Origin of the sequence: Flagellimonas flava (assembly GCF_900129665.1) — a bacterium.
Classification (GTDB): domain Bacteria; phylum Bacteroidota; class Bacteroidia; order Flavobacteriales; family Flavobacteriaceae; genus Flagellimonas; species Flagellimonas flava.
The window spans coordinates 508225-525354 of sequence record NZ_FQWL01000001.1 but is presented as its reverse complement, the minus strand read 5'-3'; the positions used below and the strand labels follow the sequence as shown (position 1 = coordinate 525354).

Here is a 17130-nt window from a genome sequence, read left to right as displayed (position 1 = left end):
ATACAAAAAACTTTATTTGTCAGGGTATCTACTGATAATACCTTCCACATCCTTAATGGACTTTTTAGTCCAATCTAACCGTTTTTCCAAAATTTCAATGTCGGATAACTGCCACTCCAAATTCGAGTTTCTAAGCTTTTTGGTCAATTCTTGGATAATGATGGCAGCACAAACCGAAATATTTAAACTCTCGGAAAAGCCTACCATCGGAACTTTTAGAAATCCATCTGCCTTTTGCATCACCTCTTCGCTCAATCCTTCTTTTTCTGTACCGAAGAAAAGGGCGGTTTTGGAATTTATTTCGAAATCACCCAACATACTCGAATTTGTATGTGGCGTTGTTGCTATGATTTTATAACCTCGGTGTTTCAGTTCGGTAACACAATCCGAGGTATTCCTATAACGGTAAACATCCACCCACTGCTCTGCTCCCACCGCAATATTTTTGTCCAATCGTTGTCCAAAACGATCTTCCACCACATGTACCTCCTGGATACCAAAGGCATCGCAACTGCGAATAACCGCGCTGGTGTTGTGCAATTGAAATACATCTTCAATAGCTATCGTTAAGAACTTGGTGCGATTACCAAGCACGTCCAAAAAACGTTGCTTTCGGTCCTTGGTCAAAAAGGTCTCTAAGTATGTCAGTAAATCATCCTGAAACATCAAGAACAAGATAGCAAAATTTGAATTTCATATTTTTAGACCTATATGGAAAGAAAACAAAGGATTGTAGTACTGACCGGAGCTGGAATGAGCGCGGAAAGCGGATTAAAAACCTTTCGTGATTCCAATGGATTATGGGAGGGGCATGATGTCATGGAAGTGGCTTCCCCTCAAGGTTTTGCAAAAAATCCGGAACTGGTGTTGGAATTTTACAACCAAAGAAGAAGGCAACTTCTGGAAGTGATCCCAAATGAGGGGCATAAGGCCTTGGTGACCCTTGAAAACAATTATAACGTGGAAATTATCACACAGAACGTAGATAATTTGCACGAACAGGCCGGAAGTTCTAAGGTGCTTCATTTACATGGAGAGTTGTTTAAAGTCAGAAGTACCGTGAATGAGGATTACATTTTGGACTGGAAAACCGATTTAGTCTTGGGTGATTTGGACGAAAACGGGCACCAACTTCGACCACATATTGTCTGGTTCGGGGAAATGGTCCCCAAGCTTCAAAATGCGGTTGAAATTACTGTGGCCGCGGATATTTTGATTATTATCGGCACCTCTATGCAGGTGTACCCAGCTGCAAGTTTGATCGATTATGTTCCCAGCGGAACCCCTATCTATTTTATTGACCCCAGACCAAGTGTAGCATCCGGCAGTTATCCAAATCTTAAGGTGATGCCCATGACGGCCACCGAAGGAGTGCCTATTCTAGCTCACCAGTTGCTTGGTAACCTTCCCTAACCTTTTTGGCCCACTCCATTAGCAGGTGTTTTTGCTCTTCCGTCAATCTAGCATCACCATGGGTCCAAGTATATTCGTTCAATGGCATTTCCCCTTCCTCAACTTCCTCAATCAACTCATCCATTTTGTGGTCTTTCTTCTTCAAAGAGTAGTTTTCCCAATCAGAGAAATCCAAATGTTCCTTTCCCTCTTCAACATGATGATCTATCCAATAGGATACTGGAGCGATGTTATTGTACCATGGATATTCCGTATGGTCACTATGACAATCATAACAAGCGTTTTCCAGAATTTGGGTAATTTGGGCATCTGGTTTTGTATCCGCTTTAAAAGCCGTTATATAATCCCCCGAAGCCGTATTCTTTTCTGGCCTATAGAACTGCATTGCAACGAGAATCACCAACAGTGCAATTGCTATTTTTTTTGCTATTTTCATCCTATTAGGTGTTTTTGTAAAAATAACGTTTTGTGACAGAAGGACAACTGCATACCGAATTAAATTCAGGTCGGCTTTCCAAAGAACGAATCTCTGGGCTTGTAGCCATTTTGGAGGTGCACCCTAAACTTACCGGGAATGTATTGCAGGAGGTTTTTCTTCAGGATAAATCCGAATCCTTTAATGCCAGCTGGGTGTTAGATCATTTGATGCGAAAGCGATTGGTTTATCTCTTGCCCCATATGGATGCGTTTACGAAGGGATTGTCCACCTTGACCAACGAGTCGGCCATTAGGCCTATGGCCCATACCTGTGAAATGCTGTGCGAAGCCTACTTCAAGGTCAAAGATCCGGTTTTTATAAGAACTATTTCTGATGCTCATTTAGAGCGAATTATGACTGCTTGTTTCGATTGGTTTATTGGTCCCCACAAGGTCGCTGCCAAAGTCTTTGCGATGAGTAGTCTGTATTATTTGGGAACCAAGTTCAGTTGGGTTCACCCCGAATTGAAGCAGATTTTGGAGGATACCATTTCACAAGGTACGGCCGGTTATAAAAATAGAGGTAAAAAAACCTTGGACAAGCTGATTCAATTAGGACATTAAACTTGGGGAGTTTAAGTATCTTTGCCCTTTCAAAAAATAGACCATGCCAGTAAATCAACTCAACGCCATTTCGCCCATTGATGGACGATATCGAAACAAAACAGAATCCTTAGGGGATTATTTCTCGGAAGAAGCCCTGATTAAGTATCGGGTGCGCGTTGAGATTGAGTATTTTATTGCACTTTGCGAAATTCCCCTTCCACAACTAAAGGATTTTGACACCTCCCTTTTCCCAAAACTCCAAAACATTTATTTGGATTTCTCGGAAGGGGATGCTTTGGCAATAAAGGAAATTGAAAAAACCACCAATCATGATGTCAAGGCCGTAGAGTATTTTATCAAGCAAAAGTTTGATGAACTGGGACTCCAAAAGTTCAAGGAATTTATTCATTTTGGGTTGACCTCCCAGGACATTAACAACACCGCTATTCCGCTTTCTATAAAAGAAGCAATGAACGATGTTTATGTGCCCCTTTATTTTGAGGTTTTTGAAAAACTAAAGGCTTTGGCCACTCAATGGGCCGACATTCCAATGCTGGCCAGAACCCACGGACAACCCGCCTCCCCTACTCGTTTGGGCAAGGAAATCGATGTTTTTGTGGAGCGGTTGAAGGAGCAGTTCAATCTACTCAACGATATCCCAAGCGCGGCCAAGTTTGGAGGGGCTACAGGGAATTACAATGCCCACAAAGTGGCATACCCCAATACGGATTGGAAAGCCTTCGGACAAAAATTTGTTCAGGAAAAACTGGGCTTGTACCATTCTTTCCCAACAACCCAAATAGAGCACTATGATCATATGGCCGCCCTTTTCGACTGCTTGAAACGGATCAACACCATTTATATTGATTTGGACCGGGACATATGGACTTATATTGCAATGGATTACTTCAAACAAAAAATCAAAAAAGGAGAAGTAGGCTCTTCGGCAATGCCACATAAAGTAAACCCCATCGATTTTGAAAATTCAGAAGGTAATTTAGGGTTGGCCAACGCCCTTTTTGAACATTTATCGGCTAAATTACCCGTATCCCGTCTGCAGCGTGATCTAACGGATAGTACCGTGCTTAGGAATGTCGGCGTTCCTTTTGGCCATACCCAAGTGGCACTACTTTCCACGCTCAAAGGGCTAAACAAGTTGGTTTTGAATGCCCAAAAATTTGAACAGGACTTGGAGGACAATTGGGCCGTAGTAGCAGAGGCCATTCAGACCATCCTTAGGAGAGAAGGGTATCCCAATCCCTATGAGGCGCTAAAAGGATTGACGAGGACGAATGAGAAAATCACTCAAGCTTCAATTTCGGATTTCATAGACACTTTGGAAATATCACATGAGATCAAAAATGAATTGAAAAAAATAACCCCAGCAAATTATACCGGGGTTTAGATTCTTTTTTCTTAAAATGTCTTATCCTTCCTTATGGATTTCCACGGAATGTGGGTAAGGAATTTCAATTCCAGCCTCATCTAGGGCCAATTTGCAATTCTCATACGTTGAGAAGTAGACATCCCAGTAATCCTCTGGTTTGCAAAACGGGCGTACCGCAAAATTGACGGAGCTATCTGCCAATTCCATCACGTTAACGGAAGGTTCAGGGTCCCGTAGGACCTGAGGATTGGAGGTAAGCACATTCAACAACACCTCTTTGGTCTTTTTGATATCTTCCCCATAGCCAACGCCCACCACAGTATCAACTCTTATCTTTCCTTCGGCCGTATAGTTCACAATGTTGCCATTCGCCATGGCACCGTTTGGCACAATGGCCAATTTGTTTTCCGGTGTAGTCAGTTTCGTAGTAAAAATTTCTATTTCCTTGACTACCCCCAAGACACCTTGCGCCTCGATAAGGTCCCCAATGCGATAAGGCTTGAATATCATCAGCAGTACACCCCCGGCAAAGTTGGAAAGCGAACCTTGCAAGGCCAAACCTATGGCCAAACCTGCCGCCGCAATAACTGCTGCAAAAGTGGTTACATCCACACCCAATCTAGAAATAACTATGATGATGAGGAATACTTTAAGTGACCATGAGATGAGGTTGAGCAAAAACCTCTGCAAAGACTCGTCATACTTGCTCTTTGCCATAACCTTCCTAGTACCGGAAGTAATTCTTTTAATGACCCATGAACCCACAATATAAATGAGGATGGCCGTCACCAGTTTGGGACCAAACTCTTTGGCAAGATCCAAACCATAGTTAATCCATTCTTGTGCTTTTTCCATTTGATTTAATTGATTTTGTTAGTGTTTCCCTTGTGAGACACTAAGATAGCAAGAAGGTCACAAAATTGGCAGATCGCGAATTCTTTGGACAAAAAAAATCCCAATGAACTCAATCATCAGGATTTTAATATAAAACTGTGGATCGTTTAGCCCTTCAAAAAATCACCTATTTCCCCTAGGCCCTCTCCTTTATAATCGGACTTCTGAATGGCCTGCATCAATTGCACAATATGGGCCGGGTTCATATCCTTCCCCAACACACGGACCAGGGCAAAGCCTTTATCGCTACTGTCACCATAAATGATCACCTCGTCTATGGCATCTTCATCACCAATATACTTGATTACTCCTTTGCCGTATTGCGAGTTGATTTTCATCAATTCCACAAAATCGTCCCCTTTTAAAATTTCCTTCACCTTCGTTTTTTCAGCCTTGTACTCAGCCTCATTATCGACCGTCTTTTTGAAGGCCAACAGATTAAACTTTCGTAAGGATTCTATAGCTTCTGACTGGGTTTCGGTCAAATCCACCCCATCCATCTTCAAAATGCTGGCGGGCACATCAATGGCAATAAAATTGGGGTTCTCTGAATTGTCCACATAATATTCCTGCAGGCTTTGTTGGGAAGAACAAGACGCAAGAAGTACCGCAGCTGCTACCCAAATACTTTTAATGATATGTTTCATTTGTTCAATTTTAAGTGACTTTCGTCTTAAAGACATTTACTCTCTTTCTTCAATTTTGTGCAGTCCCTTGTGTAGATCCATTTTTTTGGTCAAAGCACCCACCTTGGTAAGGTCTATATCTCCTGTCATGGTGAGTAATACGGTTTCAAAATGGTAATCGTGCTTCCGGTGCTTCTTCTCTTCAATACCGGTAACAAACATAAGCAACTCGGCCACATGATCATCATCCTTTCCATTCCTCACATAAAACTTAAGGTTGGTATCCCCATCCCTTACTTTCATGAGCTCTTCCAATTTGGATGACCGGACATATTGCTTCATGGTTGCCGCCATATCGGCTGCCGCTCCTTCATCCTCGGACATAAAAACCTTTATGTTGTTGATGCTTCTAGCAATATCAACACATTCTTGGCTATCCACATCATCGTCATACTCCATCATCTTTGCGACAATGTTCAACATTCCTTTATTGATGGTAACGGATCCAATTCTTTCCGAATCCTCGAACTTGTCAAATATCGATTGAGAGGTTCCTAAATAAGGTAGCATCGCCACCATTATTAACATAATTATTCTTTTCATTCTAATTGTTTTTGATTGATGTTGTGGTTAAAATAGTGGCCGAGAGGAAATTCTCGGCCACTTACCACTTTATTGTTTCTTTCCTGCTTTGTTCAATTCCTTAGGCAAATTCATTTTATTGGTCAATGAATTGATCTTGTTCAGATCGATATCACCTGTAAGAGATAGCAATACAGTCTCAAACTTTCTGCCATCGGCCTCTACATCTTTCAAACCCGTAACGAACATCAGCAATTCACTAACATGGTCGTCATCCTTTCCTTCCTTTATATAGAACTTTACATTGGCGTCCTTGTCCTTAACTCGCATCAATTCCTCCATTGTAGCGGACTTCAGATAACGCTGTACCGATGATTTCATGTTATCGCCAATCTCCTTGTTGTCCGTGGTAAACACCTTTAGACTTTTAAGGCTACTGGCAATGTCCATAAAATCCTGGGCCTCGGGGTCATCAACCTCTACATCTATCTTAGCCAACAGATTGAACATGCTTTTATTCACCACCACGGAGGTTACTTCGTCCAAATCCTCATATTGATCAAATAGGGACTGGGAAAACCCGGACAGTGGTATAACAGCGATTAATAAAATTAAAATATTCCTTTTCATTGTTTACGATTTAATTATTGTTGTAAATTTTTTGTTTTGCTACTTCAAACTCCTGTAAATAGGCCACTTTTTCTGTACCTTTTCCAAAATTCTCGGCCAAGAGCTCAAAAGCTTTTTTGGTTTCCTGATAGGCATACTCTGCCTGCTGTCTTTCTCTGTACTGGTTACCAAAATAGATGCCAAAGGTCAAAACGGCTACGGCAGCAACGGAAATCCACTTGTAGTAGTTTTTTCTAGGTTTTAATGGAACCTGCTTGGTATAGCGCTCCTCCTTGGCATTGGAAAAGAAATTGAACATGGGGCGGTATTGCTCCAAATGTGCCGCTACATCTTTTTGCGAAAAATAGGTCTGCAATTCCTGTTCCTCTGCAATGGTAGTGGTTGCCTCAAAATACTTTTCCAATAATTTTTCTATGTTATCCAATTCCATAGCTATGTTTTTTTATCAATTCTTGTCGTACTGTTTTTCTTGCCCTGGAAAGTGCCACGCGCACTGCGGTAGGTTTCATTTCCATTAAGGCACATATTTCGTCAAAGTCGTATTGTTCCACATCCCTCAGCTGTAACACCATTTTTTGTTGTTCCGGCAGTTCTTCCATAATGCGCTCCATCCATCCTATACTATCCTCTGCCTCCAGTTGTTTTTGCAATGATGTGCTTTCATCCTGATAATTACTGTGGACCAATTTAAGGTTACTGGCTTGCTTCGACTTTAGTCGGTCAAGGCAGAAATTTTTGGTCATCGTCATGGCGAAAGCTTCTACATTTTTATACTCCGCCATAGATTCATTTTTTGCCCACAGTTTCAATAAAATCTCCTGTGTGGCATCTTCCGCCTCCTCCCTAGAAACCAATAAGCGCTTTGCCAGTCTATATAGTTTATCCTTAAAAGGCATCACCACACTTAAAAATTCGGCTTGTTTCATTAGGTTTTCTTAGTTGTTGTAAGTTTTATTTCCTTGCTTACATTATCTCGACGACGTATATCGAAATTTGTTACAAAAAATTTGTATTCTGATGATATGTAGCTAATTTGTATGCCAATTCATTGTAAGAAATTTAAAATTAATTCTACATATACCTAAGTATAATTGAAGGTGTGGAATGATAATTGATGAATTAACCCAAAATTTTGCTATGAAAAAACTACTGTTCTTATTTGTTGGAGTTGGACTCTTATTTTCTTCGTGTTCCAGTGATGACAATGGGATTGAAAACCCAAATCCGGACCCTCCGGGTACTATAGACAATGCCTTGGCTCCCCAAGCATTTATGTGGAACGCTATGAATCTATGGTATTTTTGGCAAGGTAGTGTACCCGATTTGGCGGATACACGTTTTACAAACAACGAAGAATTCACCAACTTTCTGGCCCAAACACCCAACCCGGAGGATTTCTATTTTGATGTCCTATTGTTTGAGGAAGACCGTTTTAGTTTCCTCAACGAAAACTATGAGGAACTGGTCAATAACCTGTCTGGAGTGTCCAAAAGTAACGGTTTGGAGTTTGGCTTAGTCCGATTTTCTGAAGGAGACGGCCTCTTCGGATATGTTCAATATATTGTTCCCAACTCTGACGCATCAACAACCGACATAAAAAGAGGGGATATATTTACCCGGGTGGATGGACAACAACTGACCCTTGGCAACTATGTAAACCTTTTGTTCAATGGCAACGACACCTTTACCTTGGGGCTAGCCGATATTGTCAACGAAGAGATTGTGGACAATGACACGGAAATTGAGTTGACCAAAATTGAAAATCAAGTAGAGGATCCCATTTTGGTGGCCAAAACTTTGGATATCAATGGCACAAAAATCGCCTATTTGATGTATAACCGTTTCCTGAGCAGTTTTAACGAACAGCTCAATGCTGCCTTCGGACAATTTAAGGCCGAAGGTGCAACTGAGTTGGTCTTGGACATGCGTTACAATCCAGGTGGCTCTGTAAATACTTCCCGGCTGCTTGCCAGTATGATTTACAGCACCAATACCGATGAGCTTTATATAAGACAACGATGGAACGATAAAATCCAGAATCAACTAAGCGCGGAACAACTCGAAGATTACTTTGCCAGCACAACAGGGACTACCGCCATAAACACGCTAAACCTTAGTAAAGTACATGTGATTGCCACTAACAGCTCGGCGTCTGCCAGTGAATTGGTCATGAATGGTTTGGCGCCCTATGTTGAAATTTTTCATGTAGGCGAGACCACTCGAGGCAAAAACGAGTTTTCCATCACCCTTGTGGATGACCCGGACAATAGCTTCATCTATAACAGTGATCGTGAGAATCAAATCAATCCGAACAACAGTTGGGGAATCCAGCCTTTGGTAGGAAGAAATGAAAATGCCGATGGATTTTTCGATTATACCGAAGGATTGGTGCCCAATGAGGTACTAGAGGAGGATTTGGCCAATCTGGGTGTTTTGGGTGATCCCGACGAACCATTATTGGCGAGAGCCATTGAAGAAATTACCGGAGTAACCAGTAAAAGGAGTTTCTCCGTACAAATGCCGGCCAAGACATTTGTAAGTTCTAGAATTGAAACTCCTATGCGTGATAATATGTATCTAGACAAACCCTTGAACATTGGAAAACAATAAAAAAAAAGCGGCCAACCGGCCGCTTTTTCATTTCTTATCTTTCATCGTTCAGTCAATTGGCAATCCACATGTTGGTACTTGTTTTTTAAGTTTTTGGGGATTGTAATGGCTTCCGGATGGAAAATACCCGCCAATAGTTCAATTCCATTAACCAAGGTATTGGCAGATGACTGGGTAAAAAGGTCGAAATCCGCAAGGTAGACCCTGTTTTCTTGCACCGCCCTAAGTGAATCCCAGTCCTTTTTGGCACTTAATAAATGTAATTCCGTCAATGTTCTTTCCACCGTAAATCCACATGGGGCAATTACCAGAATTTCTGGATCGTACCGAACTATTTTATCCCACTGGGTAACAATACTGTCCCCAGACGGATTAGAAAGCATATCAATTCCTCCGGCCAAGCCGATTTGGTGCGGAATCCAATGTCCACAATTAAAAATTGGATCCAGCCATTCCAAGAGCATGACACGTTTGGGAAGCGCTTTGGCAGTTCTGAGTTTATCTACAACTTTATCTATGCGTTTTTGAAGTGCATCAAGATAAGTATAGGCTACTTCCTCTTTTCCCAAGGCCCTAGCTATGGTAACGGCAGATTCAAAAACATCCTCCAAAGATTCCGGACTAATTGAAATCAGCTCTGGCTGTTTGTCCAATTTGGAAACAGCGGCGGCGGTACAAGCCGTATCTATCTGACAGATATCGCACATATCCTGGGTAAAGATGATATCAGGGGCAATTTCTTCCAATATCTGCTCATCTACGTAATAAAGGTCCTTACCCTGGTGTTTGCTGGCGGAAAAAAGAGCATCGATTTCCTTACTGGACAAATCCTTTCCCTCCAAGATGCATCGGACAACAGGCTGTTTTTCCTTTAAAGCCTTCTCAGGGCACTCGAACGTCACCCCAAACAAATGATCATCCAAACCCATATCGTATAACATCTGGGTAACTGCCGGTAAAAAAGAACAAACCTTAATCATCTTTACAAGGTAGTCAATTACAGGTTCAGGTTAAATCCAGCACTTATATTTCTTCCCCGGGTCGTAAATCCAATTACCTCCACAAAATCCTCATTCAACAAATTGGTTCCATTCAAGAAAATCTTAAGTTTCTGCGGAATCAACTGGTGCTCCACATATAGACCAACAAGAGAGAATGCTTCCAATGACACATCGGAAAACGTGGTGAAGTCGGTATCTACGCGCTGTCCTGTATACGCGTAGGTTAAGGAAAGATTGGTGGTTTCACATACTTGATATCCAAGTGCCAGATTCACCTTATGCTTGGGAATGCGAATTGCATTATCACCTTTGCGCTCAGTGAAGGTATAGTTGGCATCTAAACTGAAGACATTGGATGGGTTCCAAGAAGCCTCAACTTCCACCCCACTGGCGTCAATCTCATCAGCAACATTTATACTTGTAAAGTTTTGATCAAAACCTATGGTGTTCTTTTCATTGCGATTAAAATACAGTGAGCTCAGGCGTAACTTGTTGCTGATATAGTATTCCACCCCGCCTTCTAAGGTTCGATTTTCCTCAGGTTCCAAATCTGGGTTGGCTCCGAAATCCCCAAACAGTTGAATCAAGTTGGGCGTGATATATGAGGTTGCATAAGAGCCCAGCAATTTTATATATCCATTTTCGGTGGAAATGGAATAGGATGGATTCACATTGTAGACAAATTGATTCCCATATTCTGAGTGCGTGTTCAACCTTGCCCCGGTATTTAAATTAAATCCAAAGTCCGAAACATAGACCACATTGGCATAGGGGTCCAAGATGGTAAAGTCAGCCTCATTAGTGAAAACTGCTTCATCCTTGAGATAGTTGACACCCAAAATAGTGTGCCATTTATCAGCAATGACATATTTATTGTATACATCCAAAACCAAGTTTTTTCCATCGGAGGTACTCTCCCCAAAAGTACTAACCGACTCATTGAGGTAATCTGTGTAAGCAGCATTCAAATGGACCGACCCCTTGCCATAGACAATTGAAGTGGATAGCCCTACCCTTTCCTGACTAACCTTGGCACGGTTAGGTGCCTCTGCCAAGGCAGCATCAAACTCTGTATTGAATTTGGTCTGGTTTCCATATACCGATAGTTCAAAGTTTTCGGAAAATTGATATCCCAATTTGATGTTAGTTGCAAAATGGGAAAAAACATCTTCCTCATTTTGGGGAGTCACTGCCGCCGAAAGACCGCTTGAATATCGGTTTGAAAAGTCCACTCCATAAGAAAACTTTTCCAAGGTGCCGCTTATCGATGCTCCATTGGCAAAACTGCCCAAATTGTAATTTTGGTCATCTTGATTTTGATTTGTTCCGATGGTGGATTGGAAGTTGCCCGTGATTTTATCAGAGGATTCCTTTTTGGTGGTAATCAAAATTACCGCGGTTGCCGCATTGGTCCCATACAAGGTACTGGCAGCTCCTTTAATAATTTCTATGGACTCGATGTTGGCTGTTGAAAGTAACCTGATATCGTATTCCTGTGAAAATGAAGCAGGGTCTGAAACACGAACACCATCAATGATAACAAGGGCCTGGCGTCCACGCCCCCCTCTGGCAAAAACGCCAAAAACGGAGCCATCCCTACCACGGCTCCCGGTAATCTCGATTCCGCTTTTGGTATTGATCAATTCGCCAACAGTCCTACCCTGATTGCGTTCCAACTCCTCCGCGGTAATTTTAATTACCGTTTTACCCGAGTTTTCCCGTTTCAAGGCAAAACGGGAATCGCTGACCACAACTTCATCAAGTTGTTGGATTTCAAGGGAATCTTGCTGGGTTTGCTGCGCAAAAAGTCCTTGTCCCGCAAAAACTGCGGTGCATAAAATTAAATTTCTTTTTTTCATTTCGTTTAAGTGAATAAACGGGAGAATAGTATGCTGTCCCATACGTAAACTTTTATCCCGAAAGTTTAACAATGTTTGTTTGCCCTCCTGGGCGGATAAAAATTTGGCAGGTCTCCTGACTTGTTGAATGCCATTTTGCCTTCCCATCCTAAAGGACAGTGGCTTTGAAGAAAATAGCACCCCAAAAAGGTATCAAGATGAACTCGATATCAACTTACAGTTGCGGGAACAGTTCCGGATTTGCACCGGATTCCCTTTTAATTGTTTGGGCCAAAGGCCCAAACAAACCAAAATTCGCAGCGAAATTAATGATTCTGTTTAATCTTTTTTCAAAAAAGTTAAATAATCTTACTTTTGGCGTCATGGGACAAAAACGTTTTTCTAGTCTGGTTTTTACATTGATGCTGACCATCTTTATCGTAGGATGCCAAGAAAAAAAGAAGCCTATATCGGTTAAACAAAATGTGGTTCCAAACCAAATTCAGTACGCTACAGGTTTTAATATCAAATCGGAAGGTATCATAACCGTTATCGAGGTAAGCTCTCCATGGCCCGGCTCCAAAAGCACCTTCACCTACGCCCTTGTGCCTAAGGATAGGTTAGCCAGCATTACCCTGCCCAGAGATGCCTATGATGCCATTGTGGCGACTCCCGTGAACCAAATGATAATCACCTCAACTACCCATATCGCCGCCTTGGAAGCACTTGGCGAACTCGATGCTATTGTTGGATTCCCAAACACGGATTTAATTTCTTCGGTCGCAGCCAGAGTCCGAATACAAAAGGGACAAATCGAAGAACTAGGCACCAATGAAAACATCAATACCGAAATAACCCTGGCTCTCAAACCAGAGGTGCTTATCGGTTTTGGCATCAACGATACCAATAAAGCCTATGAAACACTCCATAAATCTGGAATTCCAATAGTTTACAACGGTGACTGGACAGAGGGCACCCCATTGGGCAAAGCTGAATGGATTAAGTTTTTTGCCCCTTTTTTCAACAAAGAATCCCTTGCAGACGAAGTTTTTGAAGGTATAGAAGCCAACTATAAGAAGGCCAAAAAACTGGCGCAAAATGCAATAGAAAAACCCACGGTGCTCACGGGAGGACTTTATAAAGATGTGTGGTATGTAGCTGGCGGAAAAAGCTGGATGGCCCAATTCCTGGAGGACGCCAACGCCAACTATTTGTGGCAAGAAACGCCCAATACCGGAAGTATTGGCTTGAGCCTGGAAGCTGTTTTGGAAAAGGGTGTACAGGCGGATTATTGGTTTAATCCTTCCTTGCATGGCTCTTACGAAGAACTGCTTCAGGCAAATTCCCATTATAGACAGTTCAAGGCATTTGAACAAAAAACGGTGTTCTCCAACGCTATCAACAAAGGAGAAACCGGGGGGTTGTTGTTTTATGAACTGGCCCCACAAAGACCCGACCTTGTGCTGAAAGACCTAATTTCCATACTTCATCCAAAACTTCTGCCAGAACACCAACCCCATTTTTTCATGCCTTTAAACTAAATGAGCATCAATCGGTCATACTATATCTCTTTCGTTTTGATTGCCCTAGCTGTGGTGTTGGCATTTCTTTTGAACGTAAGTTCAGGTTCGGTCTCTATACCCTTTGGAACCATATTAGCTGCACTGTTTGGTACTGAAATGGAATTGGATTCCTGGAACTATATTTTATGGAACTATAGGGTGCCAAAGGCGTTCACAGCTGTTTTGGTGGGCGGCGGCCTATCACTCAGCGGGTTGTTGATGCAGACCCTTTTTAGAAACCCACTGGCCGGACCATTTGTTTTGGGTATAAGTTCCGGAGCCAGCTTGGGTGCCGCATTGCTCCTTATGGGTTTTTCACTGTTATCAGGATTTACTACCATATCGATTTTTAACGATGTGTCGGTGGCCATAGCGGCCAGTGCAGGGAGTTTTTTGGTACTCCTTGTAGTGATGGTGGTGGCCAACCGTATCAAAGATACCATGGCCTTGTTGATCATTGGGCTTATGTTTGGGAGTATAACCTCAGCCATTGTAAGCGTTATGGCCTATTTTACAAGTGCGGAAAATCTGCAACGATTCATTTTTTGGTCCTTTGGAAGCGTTGGGAACCTCTCCTCTCAGCAAGTAGCTCTATTAGCTGCAATAGTGGGATTGGGTTTCATATTGAGTGTAGGGTCCATAAAGCAATTGAATGCCTTTTTACTTGGGGAGAATTATGCCCAAAGTCTAGGGGTTTCCTTGAAAAAATCGAGATTGGTCATCATTTTAGGAACTGGATTGTTAGCTGGGGGTATTACTGCCTTTGCTGGACCGATAGCTTTTGTGGGACTGGCCGTTCCGCATTTAACCAGACAGATTTTTGATACCATGGAGCATAAAATCCTTATCCCGGCCGTATTCCTCTATGGTGCCATTTTAATGTTATTATGTGATACGATTGCGCAATTGCCCAACTCCGCCAATGTGCTGCCCATAAATGCCATTACCTCCTTGGTGGGAGCCCCGGTTGTTATCTGGTTGTTGGTAAGAAAACGTAAATTGTTGTTTTAATGGTTGGAGAAGCTACAAAATATATAAAGGCACATGAACTCGCTATCGGCTATGGGAAAAAGCTGGTGGCCAATAACATAAATTTTGCGCTTGGAACCGGTGAATTATGTGCAATTGTTGGTGTCAATGGAATTGGAAAATCAACCTTAATGCGTTGCCTCGGGGGATTGCAGCCAAAACTTTCTGGGGACATTTCCATCTCGGATAGTGATCTTGCAGCTTTATCTCCCTCGAACCTAGCCAAAACGCTAAGCGTGGTGTTGACTGAACAACCAGCTTCCAAAAATCTCACTGTTCAGGAGTTAATTACCCTAGGGAGACAACCCTATACCAACTGGATCGGCACATTGACCTCTCAAGATAAAAAGTTTGTGGAAGAAAGTTTGGATGCATTCTTGCTTAAGGAACTTCGTTTTAAAAAATGCCACGAGTTAAGTGATGGACAGCTACAACGCGTACTTATTGCCCGGGCTATGGCACAAGATACCCCATTGATTTTGCTGGATGAACCAACCACACACCTTGACCTTTATCATAAGGTCGAGATTCTAAAGCTTTTACAACGACTCGCACATCGAAACAAAAAAACCATCATTTTCACAACCCATGAAATTGATTTGGCCATTCAACTTTGTGATAAAATATTGATTCTGGACGGAAAGACGAATCCATTTGGAACGCCCTGTGAATTGATCGAACAAAAGCATTTTGAGCGCTTGTTTCCTTCAGAAATGGTAGAATTTGACGCAAAAACCGGCTCTTTCAAGGTGAAAAAGTAAGTGGACTATCCCTTCAACTGTCCATAGGAATCTGTTATCTTTATCCTTAGAAATTCATTTCATGAGCAGCGAATTGATTTATGTAATAATAGGGTTGTTAACCTTGGGGATTGGCCTGTTTCTGGGTATGTATATCCAAAAATTGAAAACAAAGTCCAATGAAAGTGTCTGGAAAGAGAGGGAGCAGCAACTGAAAAGTTCGGTTAATTCCTTGAATGAAAAATTGCTTTATAATGATGAAGAAAAAAAGCAATTCCAGCTCGAAAAGGAACAGCAAAGTAATCAAATTGTGCGCTATCAAGCGGATTTGGAAAATCTTCAAAGGGTAAATACGGAGCAAAAGGAAGAGGTTGAAAAGCTACAAGAAAAATTCACCAAGGAGTTTGAGAATCTAGCCAACAAAATACTGGATGAAAAAAGCACCAAGTTTACCGAACAGAACCAAAAAAACATCAAACAGATTTTAACTCCACTTCAAGAAAAAATCCAATTGTTCGAGAAGAAGGTGGAAGCTACCCAAAAAGAGAATATAAGTATCCACTCTGCTTTGAAAGAACAATTGCTTAATCTCCAAAATCAGAACCTGAAAATTACGCAGGAAGCTGAAAATTTGACCAAAGCATTAAAAGGAGATAGCAAAATGCAAGGGAACTGGGGGGAATTGGTACTGGAGCGGGTACTGGAAAAATCCGGATTGGAAAAGGATAGGGAGTATAGTGTACAACAGAGTTTTGCCCGTGAAGATGGAAGCCGGGTAATGCCCGACGTCATCATCCATCTCCCAGATGGAAAAAAAATGGTGGTGGATTCCAAAGTATCCCTAACCGATTACGAGCGATATACAAACGCGGACGAGGAATCCAAGGAAAAACACCTTAAAGACCATATTAGCTCACTCCGTAAGCATGTAGAACAACTTTCGGCCAAAAAGTATGAAGACCTGTACGAAATGGAAAGCCCGGATTTTGTGCTGCTTTTTGTTCCAATAGAGCCTGCCTTTGCGGTAGCAATAAACTATGACAATTCCCTTTATAACAAGGCTTTTGAACAGAATATTGTCATTGTGACCCCCTCAACATTGCTGGCCACCCTTAGGACCATAGACACAATGTGGAGCAATGAAAAACAACAAAAAAATGCCATAGAGATTGCACGCCAGGCGGGAGCGTTATACGATAAGTTCGAGGGGTTTGTAACCGACCTCACCAAGGTTGGCAAAAAAATGGATGAGGCCAAGAACGAATACAGGGGAGCTATGAACAAATTGGTAGAAGGGCGTGGTAACCTGGTCACCAGCATTGAGAAGTTGAAGAAAATGGGCGCAAAGGCTAAAAAGTCCATCCCAGAACCCATCTTAAAACGTGCCCAAGAAAACGATTACGAAGAACCCAAACTTGAATTGTAGGTAATGCGCAAATTTGTTTTCATCTTAATCGCTACTGTACTGCTAGCCGTTGCTGGATATTTTTCATTCGTTTACTATGTTCCCTTCAGTGAGGGTTACCGTTCGGGGGAATTGATTAAGTTCAGTCGGAAGGGCGTGCTAACAAAAACTTGGGAAGGACAAATCAGTCAAGGTATTTCTGGTACAAACATCTTTTCGTTTTCTGTACAGGACAGTGAATCCGAGGTTATTGAGAAAATGAAGGAATACCAGGGACGTTACGTAAAAGTGACGTACAAGGAGCGCTATGCCACGTTTTTTTGGTTGGGAGACACCAAGCATTTTATAATTGATGTTCAGTTGGAAACCTCGCCACATATACAGAATTAA

19 protein-coding genes and 1 riboswitch are annotated in these 17130 nt (G+C 42.0%); of the genes, 9 read left to right on the top strand and 10 right to left on the bottom strand.

The features are described 5' to 3' along the window. Positions 1-12: 12 nt before the first annotated feature. Positions 13-666 (bottom strand): TrmH family RNA methyltransferase, encoded by a 654-nt coding sequence (locus BUC10_RS02370; RefSeq protein ID WP_073176295.1) that lies wholly within the window; start codon positions 664-666, stop codon positions 13-15. A gap of 45 nt (positions 667-711) precedes the next feature. On the opposite strand from BUC10_RS02370, the gene BUC10_RS02365 reads away from it, so the two are divergent. Continuing rightward, complete coding sequence (locus tag BUC10_RS02365) at positions 712-1413, top strand: SIR2 family NAD-dependent protein deacylase (protein WP_073176294.1); 702 nt, start codon at positions 712-714, stop codon at positions 1411-1413. On the opposite strand, the gene BUC10_RS02360 is transcribed toward BUC10_RS02365, so the two are convergent. After that, positions 1376-1849, bottom strand: a complete 474-nt coding sequence (locus BUC10_RS02360; protein ID WP_073176293.1) for a heme-binding domain-containing protein — start codon at positions 1847-1849, stop codon at positions 1376-1378. The genes BUC10_RS02365 and BUC10_RS02360 overlap by 38 nt on opposite strands. Before the next feature lie 32 nt (positions 1850-1881). Between BUC10_RS02360 and BUC10_RS02355 the strand changes: the two genes are divergently transcribed. After that, entirely contained in the window at positions 1882-2454 is a 573-nt protein-coding gene (locus BUC10_RS02355) for a hypothetical protein (protein ID WP_073176292.1), read from the top strand. Between the two features lie 43 nt (positions 2455-2497). After that, positions 2498-3841 carry an adenylosuccinate lyase gene (gene purB, locus BUC10_RS02350; RefSeq protein ID WP_073176291.1) on the top strand — a complete coding sequence of 448 codons (1344 nt, stop codon included), beginning with the start codon at positions 2498-2500 and terminating at the stop codon, positions 3839-3841. A gap of 21 nt (positions 3842-3862) precedes the next feature. On the opposite strand, the gene BUC10_RS02345 is transcribed toward purB, so the two are convergent. The 6 genes from BUC10_RS02345 to BUC10_RS02320 form a co-directional block, all read right to left on the bottom strand. Further along, positions 3863-4678: a mechanosensitive ion channel family protein gene (locus tag BUC10_RS02345; protein ID WP_073176290.1), complete on the bottom strand. Its 816-nt coding sequence runs from the start codon at positions 4676-4678 to the stop codon at positions 3863-3865. A gap of 146 nt (positions 4679-4824) precedes the next feature. Then, positions 4825-5364 (bottom strand): DUF4252 domain-containing protein, encoded by a 540-nt coding sequence (locus tag BUC10_RS02340; RefSeq protein WP_073177075.1) that lies wholly within the window; start codon positions 5362-5364, stop codon positions 4825-4827. A 36-nt stretch (positions 5365-5400) separates the two neighbouring features. Next, positions 5401-5946 (bottom strand): DUF4252 domain-containing protein, encoded by a 546-nt coding sequence (locus BUC10_RS02335; RefSeq protein WP_073176289.1) that lies wholly within the window; start codon positions 5944-5946, stop codon positions 5401-5403. A gap of 69 nt (positions 5947-6015) precedes the next feature. Next, complete coding sequence (locus tag BUC10_RS02330; protein WP_073176288.1) at positions 6016-6555, bottom strand: DUF4252 domain-containing protein; 540 nt, start codon at positions 6553-6555, stop codon at positions 6016-6018. A gap of 10 nt (positions 6556-6565) precedes the next feature. Beyond that, positions 6566-6985, bottom strand: coding sequence for a hypothetical protein (locus tag BUC10_RS02325; protein WP_073176287.1), 420 nt, complete (start codon positions 6983-6985; stop codon positions 6566-6568). Further along, the gene (locus BUC10_RS02320) at positions 6972-7481 is read right to left on the bottom strand and encodes an RNA polymerase sigma factor (protein ID WP_073176286.1); all 510 of its coding nucleotides are present in this window, start codon (positions 7479-7481) and stop codon (positions 6972-6974) included. Before BUC10_RS02320 ends, BUC10_RS02325 begins: the two co-directional genes overlap by 14 nt. Positions 7482-7692: 211 nt before the next feature. Between BUC10_RS02320 and BUC10_RS02315 the strand changes: the two genes are divergently transcribed. After that, complete coding sequence (locus BUC10_RS02315; protein ID WP_073177074.1) at positions 7693-9165, top strand: S41 family peptidase; 1473 nt, start codon at positions 7693-7695, stop codon at positions 9163-9165. A 41-nt stretch (positions 9166-9206) separates the two neighbouring features. Here the strand turns inward: BUC10_RS02315 and BUC10_RS02310 are convergent, their stop codons facing one another. Both BUC10_RS02310 and BUC10_RS02305 read right to left on the bottom strand, forming a co-directional pair. Beyond that, positions 9207-10145: an ABC transporter substrate-binding protein gene (locus BUC10_RS02310; protein WP_073176285.1), complete on the bottom strand. Its 939-nt coding sequence runs from the start codon at positions 10143-10145 to the stop codon at positions 9207-9209. A 17-nt stretch (positions 10146-10162) separates the two neighbouring features. Continuing rightward, on the bottom strand, positions 10163-12025 hold the full coding sequence (locus tag BUC10_RS02305; RefSeq protein WP_073177073.1) for a TonB-dependent receptor plug domain-containing protein: 1863 nt from the start codon (positions 12023-12025) through the stop codon (positions 10163-10165). Positions 12026-12113: 88 nt separating this feature from the next. Continuing rightward, positions 12114-12332: riboswitch (cobalamin riboswitch) on the bottom strand. Between the two features lie 55 nt (positions 12333-12387). Between BUC10_RS02305 and BUC10_RS02300 the strand changes: the two genes are divergently transcribed. The 5 genes from BUC10_RS02300 (at position 12388) to BUC10_RS02280 (ending at position 17130) form a co-directional block, all read left to right on the top strand. Then, the gene (locus tag BUC10_RS02300; protein WP_073176284.1) at positions 12388-13545 is read left to right on the top strand and encodes an ABC transporter substrate-binding protein; all 1158 of its coding nucleotides are present in this window, start codon (positions 12388-12390) and stop codon (positions 13543-13545) included. Beyond that, positions 13546-14577: an iron ABC transporter permease gene (locus BUC10_RS02295; protein ID WP_073176283.1), complete on the top strand. Its 1032-nt coding sequence runs from the start codon at positions 13546-13548 to the stop codon at positions 14575-14577. After that, positions 14577-15356, top strand: a complete 780-nt coding sequence (locus BUC10_RS02290) for an ABC transporter ATP-binding protein (RefSeq protein WP_073176282.1) — start codon at positions 14577-14579, stop codon at positions 15354-15356. Before BUC10_RS02295 ends, BUC10_RS02290 begins: the two co-directional genes overlap by 1 nt. A 61-nt stretch (positions 15357-15417) precedes the next feature. Continuing rightward, complete coding sequence (locus BUC10_RS02285) at positions 15418-16761, top strand: DNA recombination protein RmuC (protein WP_073176281.1); 1344 nt, start codon at positions 15418-15420, stop codon at positions 16759-16761. Between the two features lie 3 nt (positions 16762-16764). Beyond that, positions 16765-17130, top strand: coding sequence for a 6-phosphogluconate dehydrogenase (locus BUC10_RS02280; RefSeq protein ID WP_073176280.1), 366 nt, complete (start codon positions 16765-16767; stop codon positions 17128-17130).